Annotated in this window: 14 protein-coding genes, 1 other RNA gene and 1 pseudogene; 7 read left to right on the top strand and 9 right to left on the bottom strand. The window is 32.4% G+C overall.

Annotated features, from left to right (window positions below; translation table 11 throughout):
• Window positions 1–59: 59 nt before the first annotated feature.
• Entirely contained in the window at window positions 60–1,262 is a 1,203-nt protein-coding gene (locus BMX64_RS05985) for an NAD(P)-dependent oxidoreductase (protein WP_091168373.1), read from the bottom strand.
• Window positions 1,263–1,511: 249 nt separating this feature from the next.
• Between BMX64_RS05985 and BMX64_RS05980 the strand changes: the two genes are divergently transcribed.
• Window positions 1,512–2,711 (top strand): serine hydrolase domain-containing protein, encoded by a 1,200-nt coding sequence (locus tag BMX64_RS05980; RefSeq protein ID WP_091168369.1) that lies wholly within the window; start codon window positions 1,512–1,514, stop codon window positions 2,709–2,711.
• Between the two features lie 106 nt (window positions 2,712–2,817).
• Window positions 2,818–3,214: a transfer-messenger RNA gene (ssrA, locus tag BMX64_RS05975) on the top strand.
• A gap of 114 nt (window positions 3,215–3,328) precedes the next feature.
• On the opposite strand, the gene BMX64_RS15670 is transcribed toward ssrA, so the two are convergent.
• The 8 genes and pseudogenes from BMX64_RS15670 to BMX64_RS05940 form a co-directional block, all read right to left on the bottom strand.
• Entirely contained in the window at window positions 3,329–3,475 is a 147-nt protein-coding gene (locus BMX64_RS15670; protein WP_167543028.1) for a hypothetical protein, read from the bottom strand.
• 9 nt (window positions 3,476–3,484) lie between these two features.
• Window positions 3,485–5,125: a tetratricopeptide repeat protein gene (locus tag BMX64_RS05970; protein WP_244273236.1), complete on the bottom strand. Its 1,641-nt coding sequence runs from the start codon at window positions 5,123–5,125 to the stop codon at window positions 3,485–3,487.
• Window positions 5,126–5,679: 554 nt separating this feature from the next.
• Window positions 5,680–7,095 (bottom strand): annotated as a pseudogene (locus BMX64_RS05965) (MBL fold metallo-hydrolase).
• Between the two features lie 401 nt (window positions 7,096–7,496).
• Complete coding sequence (cydB, locus tag BMX64_RS05960) at window positions 7,497–8,534, bottom strand: cytochrome d ubiquinol oxidase subunit II (RefSeq protein ID WP_091168361.1); 1,038 nt, start codon at window positions 8,532–8,534, stop codon at window positions 7,497–7,499.
• 21 nt (window positions 8,535–8,555) lie between these two features.
• Window positions 8,556–9,908, bottom strand: a complete 1,353-nt coding sequence (locus BMX64_RS05955; RefSeq protein ID WP_091168358.1) for a cytochrome ubiquinol oxidase subunit I — start codon at window positions 9,906–9,908, stop codon at window positions 8,556–8,558.
• 389 nt (window positions 9,909–10,297) lie between these two features.
• The gene (locus BMX64_RS05950; RefSeq protein WP_091168355.1) at window positions 10,298–11,182 is read right to left on the bottom strand and encodes a helix-turn-helix domain-containing protein; all 885 of its coding nucleotides are present in this window, start codon (window positions 11,180–11,182) and stop codon (window positions 10,298–10,300) included.
• A 562-nt stretch (window positions 11,183–11,744) separates the two neighbouring features.
• Window positions 11,745–13,019 carry an NAD(P)/FAD-dependent oxidoreductase gene (locus BMX64_RS05945; protein WP_091168351.1) on the bottom strand — a complete coding sequence of 425 codons (1,275 nt, stop codon included), beginning with the start codon at window positions 13,017–13,019 and terminating at the stop codon, window positions 11,745–11,747.
• A 65-nt stretch (window positions 13,020–13,084) separates the two neighbouring features.
• Window positions 13,085–13,882, bottom strand: a complete 798-nt coding sequence (locus BMX64_RS05940) for a sulfite exporter TauE/SafE family protein (protein ID WP_091168348.1) — start codon at window positions 13,880–13,882, stop codon at window positions 13,085–13,087.
• 358 nt (window positions 13,883–14,240) lie between these two features.
• Between BMX64_RS05940 and BMX64_RS05935 the strand changes: the two genes are divergently transcribed.
• The 5 genes from BMX64_RS05935 to BMX64_RS05915 form a co-directional block, all read left to right on the top strand.
• Window positions 14,241–14,849, top strand: coding sequence for a carbonic anhydrase (locus BMX64_RS05935; RefSeq protein ID WP_091168345.1), 609 nt, complete (start codon window positions 14,241–14,243; stop codon window positions 14,847–14,849).
• A 342-nt stretch (window positions 14,850–15,191) separates the two neighbouring features.
• The gene (locus BMX64_RS05930) at window positions 15,192–15,407 is read left to right on the top strand and encodes a hypothetical protein (protein WP_143056057.1); all 216 of its coding nucleotides are present in this window, start codon (window positions 15,192–15,194) and stop codon (window positions 15,405–15,407) included.
• A complete protein-coding gene (trxA, locus tag BMX64_RS05925; protein ID WP_091168338.1) occupies window positions 15,394–15,699 on the top strand; it encodes a thioredoxin in 306 nt (101 codons plus the stop codon). The genes BMX64_RS05930 and trxA overlap by 14 nt, the downstream gene beginning before the upstream one ends.
• A gap of 2 nt (window positions 15,700–15,701) precedes the next feature.
• Window positions 15,702–15,896: a DUF6132 family protein gene (locus tag BMX64_RS05920; RefSeq protein ID WP_091168334.1), complete on the top strand. Its 195-nt coding sequence runs from the start codon at window positions 15,702–15,704 to the stop codon at window positions 15,894–15,896.
• Window positions 15,897–16,322: 426 nt separating this feature from the next.
• On the top strand, window positions 16,323–16,771 hold a 449-nt coding region (locus BMX64_RS05915; protein WP_091168330.1), incomplete at its 3' end, for a YeeE/YedE family protein.

Genomic DNA, 16,771 nt, shown 5'->3' with positions numbered 1-16,771 from the left:
ATCCCCAAAATTTAGAAATTATCTGGGGGATTTTTTTTATAATAAAAACAACATTCTATTTATTTTCCATCAACATAATCTTGTAAATAACTAAATTTCGGAGTCAGTTTTCCTTTTTCAGTAATTTTAGCTCTTTGTAAAATTCCATCTTTATCTTCATTAAAAAAAGCGGGAATAACATGTTCCATAAACATTTCGCCAAATCCTTCGCTTGCGTCTTTTGGGAGTTCACAGGGTAAATTATCCACTGCCATAACTACAATTGCTGCGGGATGAAAAACATCTACTTCTTTGTTTTCATTTGGTAAATATCCATATAAGGGCTCGGCAATTGTAGATGATCTCAGCGTACAGGCTATTGGACCATTAACATCGCAGGAAACATCAGCAACAACTTTAATTTTACAATCTTTCGATTGCAACATTTCTCGTGTAAGAATGACCGGGGCTTCATTCGCATGAAAATGTCCGGTAATATAGATATCTGATACTTTTGTAAATCTTTCGAAATCAGAAACATATTCCTTTTGATTATGATAAAAATCCGTATAATCCAATACCTTACCATCTTTACGCTTATTGTATTCTAAAACATCTATTTGCGTATATACGGGTTGCGAATAACTTTTTGTCAAATAATTTTCAACTGAAACTTCCTTTATTTTTATAGCATCTAGAACTTCTTTAGCTCCGCTTCCTACTTTTCCAGTACCTGTAATAACAAATTTTAATGGCGGCAAAATCAACCGTTTCAAATGAGCAATTAGTGCTTCTTTACCAGAAAGTGTTTCTGCTTTTGGCAATTTGAACAATTCGAATTTTATTCCAAAAGCGCGAATACTATTGTAAGCGCCTACAATTCCTGCGTAACGACCAAAACCAATTAGCCTGCGATTATTAGAATCTACAATTGTTTCATAATCGTATAAATCAATATTTTTTTCTAAAATTGCTTGTAATAATTTTCTGTTGTAAGGTTGCTTTTTTATGGTATGAGAAAAAAAGAAATATGTTTTGTTCGGAATTAAATTTTCCACCGGTACTTCTTTTACGCCAAACAAAATATCACAATCACTGATGTCATCAGTCACTTCAATCCCTAGTTTTTCATATTCTGAATCGGTAAAAATACGAATATCAGAACGTTCAACTTTTACAGCAACATTTTGATACAGCTGTTTTAGTTTAGTTAATTCATCAGGTGAGAAAATAACTCTTCTGTCAGGCGGGTTTTTTCTTTCTTTTAAAATTCCGAATTTCATATTTTTTTATACTTTTGATTTACTTTTATTATAACTTTATTTAGTTTATTTGTTACAAATATAACATTTTAAACTAAAATCGATTTATTTTTTAATTAAAATACATACGCCAAAAACTATTATTGGTTGAGGTCCATAATAATAGAAAAACACATTTTAAGTTTACTTATAAAATAGTGTTAAGGTTTCGAAAAAACAAGGTGTGAAAAGACATTGATTCTATATATTTGCCTTTCTAGTACCACGGAAATGAATTTTATAAAAAAAACAAATATACTACATATTCTTCTCGTCTTTGTAGTTTTGAGTTCTTGTAACAAAGAGAAAAAGAAGATTGAATTGAGTGATGCACAACTCCCACAGAGTACATTACCCAAGATGAAGCCATTAAGTAAACCGGAGACAAAATTAACTGCCGAATACATTAATTCAAAAAAGACATCCATTGATTCTTTTTATAAAAAAAACTGGCCCAATAATAGTGCAAATGGAAGTTTTCTAGTGGCTAAAAATGGTCAAATTATTTATGAAAAATACGAAGGCTATTCCAATTTTAGAGATAAAACATTAATCACTAAATCTACTCCTTTACATATTGCCTCTGTAAGTAAAGTAATCACGGCAACCGCTATTTTAAAATTAATAAATGCTAAAAGGATTGACTTAGATCAAAAGGTAAATACCATCTTGAAAGAGTTTCCTTATCCTGAAGTATCTATAAAAACATTGTTGAATCACAGAAGCGGAATGCGTAATTATGCCTATTTTACAGATCGTGACAAAACTATTTGGGATAGACACAACATACTTACCAATCAAGACATTCTGACCATCATGGCTACAAAAGAGATTGGTTTAGAATTTAAAACCGATACGCGCTTCAGTTATTGTAATACTAATTATGCCATGTTGGCATTAATAATTGAAAAAATCACAAAACTTCCATATAAAGAAGCCATGAAACAAATCATTTTTGATCCACTTGGCATGAAGAACACCTATGTTTTTGACTATGATAGAGATAAAGACACAGCAGTTACCTCTTATAAAGGAAACAAAGTAGAAATTGGCAAAGATTATTTAGATGCTGTTTATGGGGACAAAAATATATACTCCACACCGCGAGATTTATTGAAATTTGACAGAGCGCGAAATAGTTCTACTTTTTTAACACCATCGTTACAAAGTCAAGTGTATAAAGGATATAGTAATGAACGAAAAGGAACTAAAAATTATGGACTTGGCATTCGAATGATCAATTGGGACACGGGACAAAATTTTTATTTTCATAACGGCTGGTGGCATGGCAATACCTCATCTTATATCACCTTGAGAAAAGAGGGCGTGACCATCATAGCGCTTTCGAATAAATTTACTCGAAAAACCTATGACGTACGCAAATTGGCTGTCTTATTTGGGGATTATCCGTTCAAACAAAGAGACGAATAAAAAGGAATGGTTTTTGTAATATAGTTTAAAGTTTAGCAATACAAATTCAAGTATAAAAGTGTATATTTGCAAACTCAAAATTCATTTTGAATGTTGAAATAAAAAAGGGGTCGACTGGTTTTGACAGCAAGTCGAATTGATAAGTAAGCACGTCGAGCATTGAGACCTTGCTCGTAAATATAAGATCTTACAATTTTACACGGCGAAAATAACTACGCTTTAGCTGCATAATCCGAATTATAGTACGATTAAGCCACGTTCCTATCAGATAGGAAAGCTGGATTCTCCTTGAAAGCCTTGGTTTGTGGCGTTCAGTTCAGGGGAACCGTAAAAATAAACCTAGATTTCCATGAGCTTCGGGTGGATTTCAAAATTAAGAAGATAAGTATCGTGTGGCTGTTTCTGGCCTAGCACAGTATCGAAAACTCAATCAGAAAATAAACGCGTAGAAAGCTTTTTAGTTGCTTGTTTGGACCCGAGTTCGATTCTCGGCGACTCCACAAAAAACCCGAAAATCAACAATTTTCGGGTTTTTTTATGCCTAAATCTCAGTAAAATCAATATCCAACAAGGGGTTCGATCAATAAAATTTATTTTAAAAATTAAAAATAAATAACTTAGAAAATAATAGTTAAATACTTTAACAATGCTTCATCACAATATTTTGCATATTGAATTTCGAGAACATCAAGTTCATTTAGTATCTGGGAAGCACCCAAATCATTAAAATCAATATCATCCGCAATTAAAACTTTTGTAAACATATTGGTATATTATTTTGGAACTAAAATCTTAGCCTTGAAGCCTTTATTGGTTTGAGAATCAAAAGTAAGTATTCCTTTTACAGTCTCAATACGGTTTTCCGCATTCTGAAGACCATTTTTTAAAATAAGTTGCTGTGAAAAACCAACTCCATTATCTGAATAGTCAATTCTGAGAGTATTTTGTTCCATATCAAAACCAATGATAACAAAACTGGCTTGACTGTGTTTTTTCATATTAACCATAAGTTCTTGTAATACTCTTTGTATGGCTATCTTTTTTTCTGTTTGAATTTTTGACCAATCTATTGGTTCTCCATTTTTAATAATAACTACGGTACTAATACTTTTGTAGCTATTGAGCATTTCTTTTAAATTTTGTTCATAATGTTCTCCAGTTTCTACAGGACTATTCTCTTTAGAAAAATTTCGTGTTCTAACATATATTTTATCAATATGATCTAAAAGAGTTTCTTTTTTTATTGGATTCTGCAAATCTTGAGTTTCAGCAAAAGTCATCGCATAAAAAACATCATTGGCCAATTCATCATGGAGTTCTTTAGAAATTCGGGTTTCAGTAGTATAATTGGCCTCTAAGCGTTCTCGTTTGGTTTTACTTTTGTAATAATTGACTATAAATCCAATCCCGCCAAGTAACGCAACAAATCCAAAAAAGAACAAGTACTTTTGGCTCTTTTGTGTTTCAAGCTGCAAAAGGATTTCAGCCCTTTGCCCCTTATATTTGATACTTTCTAGTATGGCTTTTCTAGAATCATATCTAATTTTTGCAAATTGATTTTTAGCATTATTTCGTACTTTCTTAATACTGTCATTTAGATTTACAAACAATATGGCGTAACTATTTACTCCTTTTTCTTGATTATATGACATTAAAAATGCCAAGGCTTCCAGTCGTTCGTCAATACTTTGATGTTTTGTTGCTTCATCATAAGCATGTAGTGCATTCTCTTTTGATTTTTGGTAATCTTTATTTTGATAGTAATCGGCTAAATGCAAATAGCTTTCAATACTTCCGTAAGAATCGTTAATGCTAGTTCTGATTGCTAAAGCCTGATTCATTAATTGTAGTCCCTTTGAAATCTTATTGTCTTTATAATAAGCAAATCCCAGGTTATCAATAATTCTAGCTTTGTTATTCTGCAGTGTGTCTAAAATATCAGACTTTAAAACCGGCTCTAAAAGTACTATTGCTTTTCTGTACTTTTTTTGTTCCATATATACTGTAGCGATATTATTAAGAGCAGCCACTCTAGTGACAGAATCTTTAACAGTTTTTAAAATTGTAGTATAATAACGAACGGCGTCATCATAATTTTTTAGTTCTTTTGCTGCGATTCCAAATAAATTATTTGCCGCCACTTGAAATTGTAAATCATTGTTTAAATATGGCAAAGCTTCGATTAAAGTTTCTTCACTGCTGTAATAATCACCAAAGGTCTGTTGGATATACGCCATTCCAACTAGATTATATGCGATGTATGTGCTGATGTCTTCCTCTTTAAATAATTCTGTAGATTTTAAATAATAATAGAAAGCACTATCCAGTTTATTATCCCTGCTAAAAGAATCACCTAATTCTGAATATTTCTGAGCAAGGACACTTTTAGTCGTTTCTCTATTTTTAACATTCACAGAAGTTGTTTCTGACCCTTTTTGGCAGGATACAATTGCAAATAACAACAATAAAACTAAAACCGGGGAACGCAGCATATAAAATTTCTTTCCCCGAAATTAGTATTTAATTACAAAGCAGTGCAGGTTATTTAGCTTTTTTTGATGGTTTTTATAATAATTATTTCATCGTCAGGACCGTCGTTAGCCTTAGCAGAACTTGTATTGGATAAAGGTATAATATAAATTTTGTTGAACTTCAGACCTTTTTTTGTATTCCAAAATATTTTGTTTGAAGATTGGTGCTATCAATCAAAGCTTTACACATGATACCGTAACTACTTTGAATATATTAAAATTTGGTACAAGTGAAAATGAGAAATTAAGCTATGATTTATGCAACAATTGAAGAATTTAACCATTAAATTAATTACAAAAATGTAGTAAAACTAAAGGTACCGTTTTATGTAGGATATCCAATTTACATAAAATATAAAAAGAGATAACCTAAAAAAGGCAATCTCTTTTATCTATCCTGAATCCGTTTTTCAGGACAATACAAAACAATGAATTATTTACAATAGTGTTGTTGGACAAACATAATCGGATGTTAAAAGATTAGTATTTTTGATTTCGGCAAAGCCACCAATAACATCAACAAAATTATCCCAACCTCGTTGTTTTAAAATTGAAGCAGCAATCATACTACGATAACCTCCGGCACAATGCAAAATAAATTTTTTCTCTTTTGGAAATTCCGCCAAGTGATTGTTGATTTCGTTTAAGGGTACATTTATTGCCCCAATAAGATGTTCCGATAAAAACTCGCTTTTCTTTCTGACATCAAAAATAAGTGTTTCATCAAAATCAATAATATCTTCTAATTGTTTTGCTGTAATTCTGTTTACGGTATCCAATTCAAAACCTTCCTTTTTCCATGCATTAATTCCTCCATTTAAATAGCCAATAGTATAATCATATCCAATACGGGAAAGACGCACCATGCTTTCTTCTTCCTTACCAATTTCAGTGACTAATAAGATTTCTTGTTTGATATCTGCAATCATTTCGCCCACCCACATCGCAAAACTGCCGTCTAAACCAATGTTAATACTGTTTGGAATAAAGCCTCTTGCAAATTCGGATGCGTCACGAGTATCCAGTACTAAAGCTCTAGTTTCGTTTGCCACTACTTCAAATTCGGTTGGATTTAAAGGTGTTTTCGCTTTTTTTAATATCGCATCTAAACTGTCATAGCCATTAATATTCAGTAACACATTGGCTGGAAAATAGCCTGGAGGATTCGTTAGTCCAGTTAAAACAGCAGTAACAAATTCATCTTCGGTCATTTTTGGATTTAATGCATAATTGGTTTTCTTTTGGTTCCCCAAAGTATCGGTAGTTTCTTTACTCATCATTTTCCCGCAAGCCGAACCCGCACCGTGATTTGGATATACGATTAAATTATCTGACAAAGGCATAATTTTAGTTCGCAAAGAATGATATAAATAACGTGCTAATTTGTCTTGTGTTAAATCAGCAACAACATGTTGTGCTAAATCTGGACGACCAACATCGCCAATAAACAATGTGTCACCAGTTATGATTCCGTGTTCTTTTCCGTTTTCATCAATCAATAGAAAAGTAGTACTTTCCATGGTGTGTCCCGGAGTATGAATCACTTTTACTTTATAATTTCAAATTTCAAAAATCTGTCCGTCTTCAGCAGAAATAATTTCATAAGCAGGTTTTGCCGTTGGTCCATACACAATTTTTGCATTAGTTTTATTTGCTAAATCCAAATGCCCTGAAACGAAATCAGCGTGAAAATGAGTAAGAAACACATATTTAATTTTGGCATTATCATTAAATGCTCTATCAATATAGGGTTGTACTTCTCGTAAAGGGTCAAAAATGGCGGCTTCACCATTATTTTCAATATAATAAGCTGCGTGAGCAATACATCCTGTGTAAATTTGTTCGATTTTCATAATCAAGTTTTTTGAATTAATAATACTTTTATATCAATAATATTGAGGCAAATTTATAAGACCCTTTTAGTATCCAAAGTGACAATTATCATGATAAAATAACTATTTTATGAGTAAATATAGTATGTGACAAAAGTCACAGAGAGAAATTAAATTCTATTTTATTTTTTAATACGCAAAAAAAAGACCATCACAAGGACGGTCTTAATGGAACATTTACAAAAATTCTTTATAGCAATTTTTTGGTAAAATACTAGCCCACAATTCTAAATCACTTTCCTTTCTTTCAGTTAAAGCTTTTACTGTTTTTAGAGCCGGAATAATTACTTTATCTCCCAGTTGCCAATCCAGAGACATTACTGCTTTGGATTTGAACTATAAAAATTGAGTGTTCTTTTTAATTAATAACTGGTATCATCCAGTTTTACTTTTCCATTGAATGTTCGGTATAAAAAGATAAAATAGGCCGCAAGTAAAGGTGTGCCAATCACCACAATGGTCAACATGATTCCTAATGATTTTTGTGACGATGCGGCATTGTAAATGGTTACACTATACTTTGGATCGATTGTAGAAATTAATAACGTTGGATACAATTGTAAAGCAACAAGAATAAGCAAAAACGCCATTGTTAAGGAGGAGAAAACCAATGCCAGCATATAGCGCTTTTTTGAAGCTAAACGCGGAACATTGGCCACAGCCAAAAAAGAGATTATCGGAACAACAAAATAAAGCGGATTTTCTCTGAAATTTTCGGTAACTTCAGGGATAAAAACTAAAGTGTAAAGTGTGGTAATCCCGAAGCTTATAATAAAAAACAGCATTCCTTTCTTTAGTAAAAAAGTCAGTCTTACATGTAATTTCCCTTCGGTTTTTAATAACAGATAAATAGCGCCTTGCGTCATAAATAAGGATAAAGTAGTCAAGCCTACCATAATTGCGTATGGATTAAGGAAAGAGAAAAACATGCCTCCTTGGTAAGCATAATTTGGTCCCAACGCAAAACCTTGCAAAATATTACCTAGAACAACACCCAGTAAAAATGAAATCATAATACTGGAAATACTGTAAACATAATCCCATGTTTTTCTCCACCAAAGCATCTCTTCGGCACTTCTAAATTTGATAGCCGCGGCACGGAGTACATTAAACATCAAAAAGAGCATAAAAGGAACATACATTGCGGATAACATGGTAGCGTACATTACCGGAAATCCTGCAAATAAAGCGCCACCACCTATGACAAGCCATACTTGATTAGCATCCCAAACCGGAGCAATGGCATTGATAGCAATTCTGCGACTTAAATCTTTTCTTAAAAATAAATGCCAGGCACCGGCTCCAAAATCAAACCCTTCTAAAATGGCATAACCTGAAAATAAAAGTCCGATCACTAAATACCATAAAGTAGGATAATCAACTCCTAAAAAATATTCCATAATTAATAATTTTTAAGTTTTTTAAACGGTTGTAAAATTTACAGTTTTCTCGGCTTCTTCATAAGGACCGTGTTTAATTTTTTTGTTGACCATGTAGATAAACAAAACAAATAGGATACTATAAACCACTAAAAATAAGATCAAAGAAAAAAGGATGTGACTGGAAGTAACTTCTTGTGAAAAAGCTTTATTAGTTCTTAGAAGTCCATACACCACCCAAGGTTGTCTGCCCATCTCGGCGGCAAACCATCCTACTTGGTTGGCTATTTGTGGTAAAATAACAGCAAATGAAAAAATCCACAGCAACCATTTAGTTTCAAATAATTTTCCACGCCACCACATAAAACAAGCAAACAATGATAATCCAATTAAAGCCATTCCAATAGCAACCATAATATGATAAAACTGAAAAACAGCATTTACTTGGCTTGGTCGGTCTTCCACCGGAAAACTATTTAAACCTGTAATTGGCGCTTTAAAATCTTGGTGCACCAAAAACGACAGCCCGCCAGGAATACCAATCCCAGTAACTTTTTGTTTGTCTTTATCAACCCATCCCAAAAGATACAAATCGGCAGGTGCTGATTTTTCGAAATGCCCTTCCATTGCCGCTAATTTTGCGGGTTGGTTTACCGCCACGCCATCTGCTGAACTGTGCCCTGACACTAACTGACCTAAAGAAAAAATAGTGGCAACAACAAGTGCTATTTTAAATGCTTTTTTAGAAATTTGGATATAGCGCCCTTTCCTGATATAATAAGCATGAACACTTAACACCAAAAATGCTCCCGCCAAAATCGCTCCTTGCCAAGTATGAATGATTCGGTCTACACTGGAAGGATTGAACACCATGGCCCAAAAATCAGTTACTTCGGCACGCGCCATTAATCCTTCACCTACAATGTGAAATCCTGCTGGAGTTTGTTGCCAGGAATTAGCGACTACAATCCAAACTGCCGAAAACATGGAACCTAAAAAAACACCTACTGTAGAAACAAAATGGACCCAAGGCTTCACTCTATTCCATCCAAAAAGCAAAACCCCCAAAAAAGTACTTTCTAAACCAAAAGCAAATAAACCTTCGGCAGCTAAAGCACTACCAAAAATATCGCCTACATATCTTGAATATACGGCCCAATTGGTACCAAATTCAAATTCCATGATAATGCCGGTAGCCACACCAATACCAAATGTTAAAGCAAATATTTTGATCCAAAAGCGCGTTAAAATTTCATATTCTTTATTTCCGGTTTTAAGGTAAAGTCCTTCAGTAAGAACCATAATCAAACCGATCCCAATGCTTAAAGGAGGATAGATATAATGAAAAGCAATGGTGAAAGCAAACTGAATTCGAGCAAGAATCTCTACGTCCATAAGTAATTATTTTTAGTATTATTTGTGTTAAATTTATCATTACCATGAAAAAATAGGGTCAACTACAAAACTTCTCTATTTTTAAAACCATAACCTGTTGCAGAAATCCAAACTACAAAAGTTATAATTGATTTCCAAACGCTTAACCCATAAGTTAGATAACCACTCCCTTCACAAAAACCTGGTTCTAATTCAGTACGCTGACTACAAATAAAACATTTTTCAAGCATTTTATTACCATTGGCAATAGTATTCCATTTGTTTATAAATAGGGGCTTTTGTATGACAATACGTTTTTTAGAAAAAAAGCATATTTTAAATTTTATTAAAAATAGATTTTAAAGGTAAAAAGTATATTGTAATAGTTACTTAACAATAAATAGTTGCTTTTAAATTGGAGAGGATTTACTCGCATTAATAAACGTACGCTTAAATGCATCAGGAGTTATGTTTTCATATTTTTTGAAGAAACGTCCAAAATAGGAATTGTCTTCAAAGCCTAATTCATAAGCAATTTCAGCGACTGTTTTTTGTTCGTGAATGAGTAATCGCTTGGATTCTAACAAGATTCTATTTCTAATTAAATCTCCAGCAGCAATCTTTACCACATCGTTGCAAACAGAATTGAGATAATTGGGACGAATATTCAGCATGGCAGCATACTCTTTTACAAAGTGTTTTTGTTTGTAATGTTGATTTATTAGTTCTTCAAAATGATGAACGAGTTGCAACGATTGACTGAATTCAGTATTTTTAGGTATAGGTTCAAACAATCGATTTAAATCAATTAATAATAAATTAAGCAAGGAGCGCAAGCTTTTCTCATAATCGGTTTCATTGGTTTTATATTCATGAAGCATCCATACTGCAATGGATTTTAAGCGTTCGAATTTTTCGACAGCAATTTTTAAATAGGGCTGCTTATACCGATAGGTAAGAAACGAAAATTCGCTTAACTGATAATTTTGATACCGGAGTGCAAAAAAATCACTTTCGAATACTAATATATAACCCTCAATTTTATCATAATCCACCCATTGGTGAATTTGTCCATAATGCATACAAGTTACTGAAAGTGGTTCAATAGAAGATTCTTTAAAATCAATCAATTGTGATCCAATGCCCTTTTCATTAATCAAAATCATGTAATAATTATGGCGGTGCGGAATATTTAATTTTTGCATAAAAGGTAAAAAATCCGAAGTATGGTAAACGGCAAACTTTAACTCATTTTGTGTTACTTCACTACATTTAATATTTTTAATTTCATTCATATTTAATTATCGTAAAGACGTTATTGCAAAATAAATGGATCCAGCAACAAAAACAATTAACAAAATGGTTGCCCCGATAGTCCAAAGAAGATTATTTTCAATTTAAAATACCATTAGTATTTATATTAAAATGATAGTGTAGAATTCTGTTAAAGATAATTATTAAAAAGAGACAATAATGGTACTTTTTATTTAAAAAACACAACTTTTAAGCTGTTCATTTCCATATTTTATTCCAATATAATTAGGTTAAAATTTTCACTTTTTGTATCCACATCAACCATGCTAGTTTCACTTGATCAATAGGGAAAGACACGTTTGGAGTATTCTCACCACATTAATTTTCCGTATGGAGTAGGAATTGGATACGCAGCTAAACATACTAATGATATAGTCCGACTCATGAGGATTTTTTATAATAAACTCTGTTACTGATTGGGGCGCTACATCAGGACATAAATTATCGCTATTAAGAGTTGATTGAGGCATCAATGACGTTGAAAAAAATCCCTTTCAATTTGACTCGAAAGGGATAACAAACTAAAATAAAGTGCACTAATTATTATGCCGTTCCTTTTAGGATTTTATTCCAATACAACCAAGGCAATATCTTAGTTTTTAGGATCCACATCGCCCAATTTGGTTTTGCCTGATTTATTGGAAAAGTCATTTTGGGTGTATTTGTATAATCGAATTCAGCTAGCATTAATTTTCCGTATTGAGTAGGAATTGGACATGCACTATACCCGTCGTATTGAGCCGTTCCAACTTTATTATCTATAATTGCCAAAAGATTTTCGACCACAACCGGGGCTTGCTTTCTAATTGCCGCACCTGTTTTACTACAGGGAGCATTGGTACAATCTCCAAGAGCAAATACATTTCTAAAATGAGTATGCTGCATTGTATTTTTATTAATATCTACATATCCCAATAGATTTTCCGGATCTCTTAAAGGACTATTTTTTATAAAATCAGGTGCGGATTGCGGGGGAACTGCGTGGCAGAGATCAAAATTTAGTATGACCTTTTTAAGATCATCAGTAGTTTTGTTTTCTATGATTCCGTAACAAGCGGCATTTTTATCGGACAGTTTTTGATTTAGATTTTCATCAATTTCTTGGGTTTCAAATTCTACCGTTTTGTTTTCACCATGTATCGCTGTCACATTAGCGCCATAATGCACGTGAATATTATATTTGGCTATTACTTTTTTTAGTGTCTCCGCGTATTCTTTAACACCAAATATTGCATTTGCTCCAGAAATATAATGGATATCACATTTGTCCAAAATTCCTTTTTTGCGCCAATAATCGCAAGCTAAATACATGATTTTATGAGGTGCTCCTCCACATTTAATGGGTGTTGTAGGGTTTGTGAAAACAGCTGTGCCGCCTTTGAAATTTTCAATCATTTCCCAGGTATATGGTGCGTGTTGAAAAGAGTAGTTACTACTCACGTTATTTTTTCCTAATGTTTCCTTTAAACCTTTTATCTTATTCCAATCCAATTGAATTCCAGGACAAACCACCAAATAATCATACGTAAATTCATCCCCCGAAAGGCATTTTACTTTATTTTCAGTAGGCATAAATTCAGCCACGGCTTCTTTGATCCAAGTAGTGTTTTTTGGAATCACATCTTTTTCATTTCGAACCGTCTTATTGATCTCAAAAATGCCAGCACCAACAAGAGTCCATGCAGGTTGGTAATAATGTTTTTCAGATGGATCAATGATTCCAATGTTTAGATTATTTTTTTTGATAAGTAATTGTGAAGCGACTGAAAGTCCCGCATTTCCTCCTCCAACAATTAATATTTGATAATGATTAGCCATTTTTTAGATTTTTTTTAAAATAAGAAGATAAACGTATTGAATTTGTATCTGTATCAATGTGAATTTTATTTTAGAAATAACTCTTTGGTAATAATGTAAATACCCATTACCAAAACGAACCAGCCAAATGCAGGTTTTAGTTTATTACCATCTATTTTTTTAGACAATGCCGTTCCAATGAAAATTCCAACAATTGCAAAACCTGAAATGGTAAATAGAAATTGCCAGTCAATAGCACTTTCTCCACCTTCGCCAAAAAAGCCTATTAATGATTTGGCGGCAATAATTACAAGAGACGTTCCTACAGCTTCTTTCATGGGTAATTTACTAAGAATAACTAATGCAGGAATGATTAAAAATCCACCACCCGCACCAACTAAACCTGTAATAACACCTACAATTGCACCTTCAATAAGTATTAATGGATAATTAAATTTTTGCTCTCCAGCTTCTTCTATGGTAGTTTTTTTATCTTTTTTAATCATTGTATAAGATGCAATAACCATGATTACAGCAAAAAGTAACATTAAAAAAAGATCTTTAGTGAGTATGAAGTTTTCTATTGAAAAGATCTCTTTAGGTATAGCAGGAACAATAAAAGCTCTTGTTGTAAAAACGGCGATAATTGATGGGATACCAAAAACAATAGCTGTTTTTATGTTAACCAAACCTTTTTTGAAATAGCCTACAGTTCCTACAGCACTTGTTAAACCAACAATAAACAACGAATAAGCTGTTGCTAATACTGGTTCAACTGCAAATAAATAGACTAAAACAGGTACAGTAAGAATGGAACCACCTCCCCCTATCAGTCCCAAAGCTACGCCAATAAGGATTGACGCAAAATAACCTACATATTCCATAATTATAATTTTATATTGCAAATATTGCTACTTAAAATTTTACAGTCTGTAACATTTATCACATAGGAACATTTAATCTAAAAGTTCAATATGATAACGATTCATTTTTAGTTTAACTACTTGCCGCAAAGCCGTGCACATGGATATTACTTTAGAATTCATGCGGACTGATTTTAATTATGATGACAAAGAAATAATTCAGGCAGTAACAAGTGGACAACATAAACAAATTAGGACAAGAATTAAGTACATTTCAAAAGTGAAAGAAAAAAAGGCAATCTCTTTTTTTGCTATGTGATATAAGTTACAATAAACCTCAAATTCACCAGCTACTTTTGAAAAAATAATTGAAAGTAAAATGAGAAAAACAATCCTGGCAATTGCAATTTTAAGTATCACAATAGGTTGTAAGAAAGAAGAAACAGCAAACCCGATTGTAGAAAATCAAAAACCAATAGAACAACTAATTTTTGGAAATCAACGTTTTCTAAACGAAAAATCCATTCATCCGCATCAAGACAAAAAAACAGTGCTAAAAAACCAAAATGAACAACATCCTTTTGCTATAGTGCTTACTTGCTCTGACAGCAGGGTTTCTCCTGAAGTATTATTTGACCAAGGATTAGGCGACTTGTTTGTCATTAGAAATGCAGGCAACCTAATTTCAGATATTGACATGGGAAGTATTGAATATGCAGTAGAACATCTTGACGTACAATTAATTGTTGTTTTAGGTCATACAGAATGTGGTGCAGTCAAAGCCTATATTGCTGATAAAGATAATTTATACAAAAAACATTTAAGCCACATTGATGATATTGTGGCCACTCTTGCTCAGGAAAAAGAAGAAAAGGCTGAAGAAAAAAAAATGCCGAAGGGAAAAAATTTATTGGGTTCCATAAATGCTAACATTGCGCATTCAACAACCTTAATCAAACAAAATCCTATTGTAAAAAGAAGCATATAAAAATTGTATCAATGCGCTACGATGTTCATTCTGGCAAAATAGTGCAATTATAGTTTCAAAAGCTTGTGTAACATTTGTAACCATTTTAATAAATGCAACACGTAAATTTGGTCTCTATTTTGTTTTTAATCATAAAAATAATTTTGAAATAACATTCTCCACAGAATTATTAACACACAAAGGGAAATTATGACAGTGGAAATTTCAGAAATTTAGGGGTATTTGACAACAATAGATTTTCATCTGGCTTTAATAGAAGATTTGATTAATTTCAAAAAAATATCATAAAGTAATCCAAGTTTGCTTTATGACAAAATTCAAAAATGTATTTAATTTATAAGTATGCTGAACACAATGTTAACCAATTGGAGTTTCATCAGAGCCATTCGATTCGTTCTGGGGATAATAGTGATTCTACAAGCCTTTTTTACTGAAAATTATTTATTCCTAATCCCAGGAGTTTTATTTACAGGAATGGCGCTTTTCAATACAGGATGTTGTGGTAGTAATGGTTGTGCTATTCCAAAATCAAAAAAAAAGGACGATGGAAAAGAGTAATTTTAAAGATACTATTAATTCCGAAAATCCAGTTCTAGTTGATTTTTCTGCCACTTGGTGTGGTCCTTGCCAAATGCTAACTCCTGTTTTAAAATTAGTAAAAGAGCGTCTGGGAAATCGCGTTACTATACTCAAAATTGATATCGATGAAAATATAAAAATGGCAGCAAAATATGATGTTCGTGGCGTTCGTACATTATTATTGTTTCAAAACGGAAAACAATTGTGGAGACAATCCGGCGTTTTATCAACCGAAGAACTAATAAATATTATTCTAGAAAAAAGTAATTGAATATGAACAAAAAAGTTATTCTCACCCTTATTGGAATTATAATCGGAGCTGTTGCAGGTTATTTATATTATCTCAACATCGGGTGTGAGTCAGGAACATGCGCCATTACTTCTAAACCTGTAAACAGTACTTTGTATGGAGGTTTAATGGGCGGTCTAATTTTTAATATGTTTGTAAAAACTCCCAAAAAGGAATAAAAGTTCAAATTAATTTTTAATAAATAGTCAAGAAAGAAGTAATAAACATAGACCTAATTTTAATAGAAAAACTAGTATTATATTATACTGTACTCACTAATAAATTTACTTTAAGAAGTCTTGTGGTAGTGCCACAATAGTAAAAAAAGCAGATGTTACTCTTCTAAAAAAAGCCAAAAAAATCATAGATTCTAGTTTTAATTTGTTAAAAGTGTTTGAGAAATCAAGCACTTTTTTTGTTTGATACCCTTTTAATGAACTCTGAATTTTAATAATACATCCAGACTAATAGCTAATTAAATAAAAATGAGACAGGATAACTTATCTTATATATGTCATTTTTTACATGTTTTTTTTTGTTGTGTGACATAAGTTACACTAGTTATCTTTTTTAAAAGTGAATTTTACAACAATAAAAATATAAATATGGAAATTCTAGAATTAATCAGAGAACCTTGGCCTTGGTATATTGCAGGCCCATTAGTTGGACTTACGGTTCCGGCTTTGTTAATCATTGGAAACAAATCATTTGGTATTAGCGCCTCATTACGTCACACTTGCGCCATGTGCTTACCAGCAAACATAAAGTTTTTCAAATATTATTGGAAGAAAGAAATCTGGAATATGTTTTTCGTTTTCGGTATTTTATTGGGTGGTGTGATTGCTTTTAATTTTTTGTCAAATCCAAATCCAATCCTTATTAATGGAAATCTAAAAACCGAATTGGCAAGCTATGGAATGACAGAAATTTACGGAATGCTACCCGAACAATTATTCTCGTGGGAAAGTTTATTTACACTCAAAGGCTTTTTTATGATGGTTGTTGGTGGCTTTTTTATTGGTTTTGGTTCTCGTTATGCGGGAGGTTGCACCAG

The sequence above is a fragment of the Flavobacterium sinopsychrotolerans genome, assembly GCF_900110375.1.
GTDB lineage: Bacteria > Bacteroidota > Bacteroidia > Flavobacteriales > Flavobacteriaceae > Flavobacterium > Flavobacterium sinopsychrotolerans.
The sequence above is the reverse complement of the archived record's forward strand: the minus strand, read 5'-3'. Positions and strand labels throughout refer to the sequence as shown.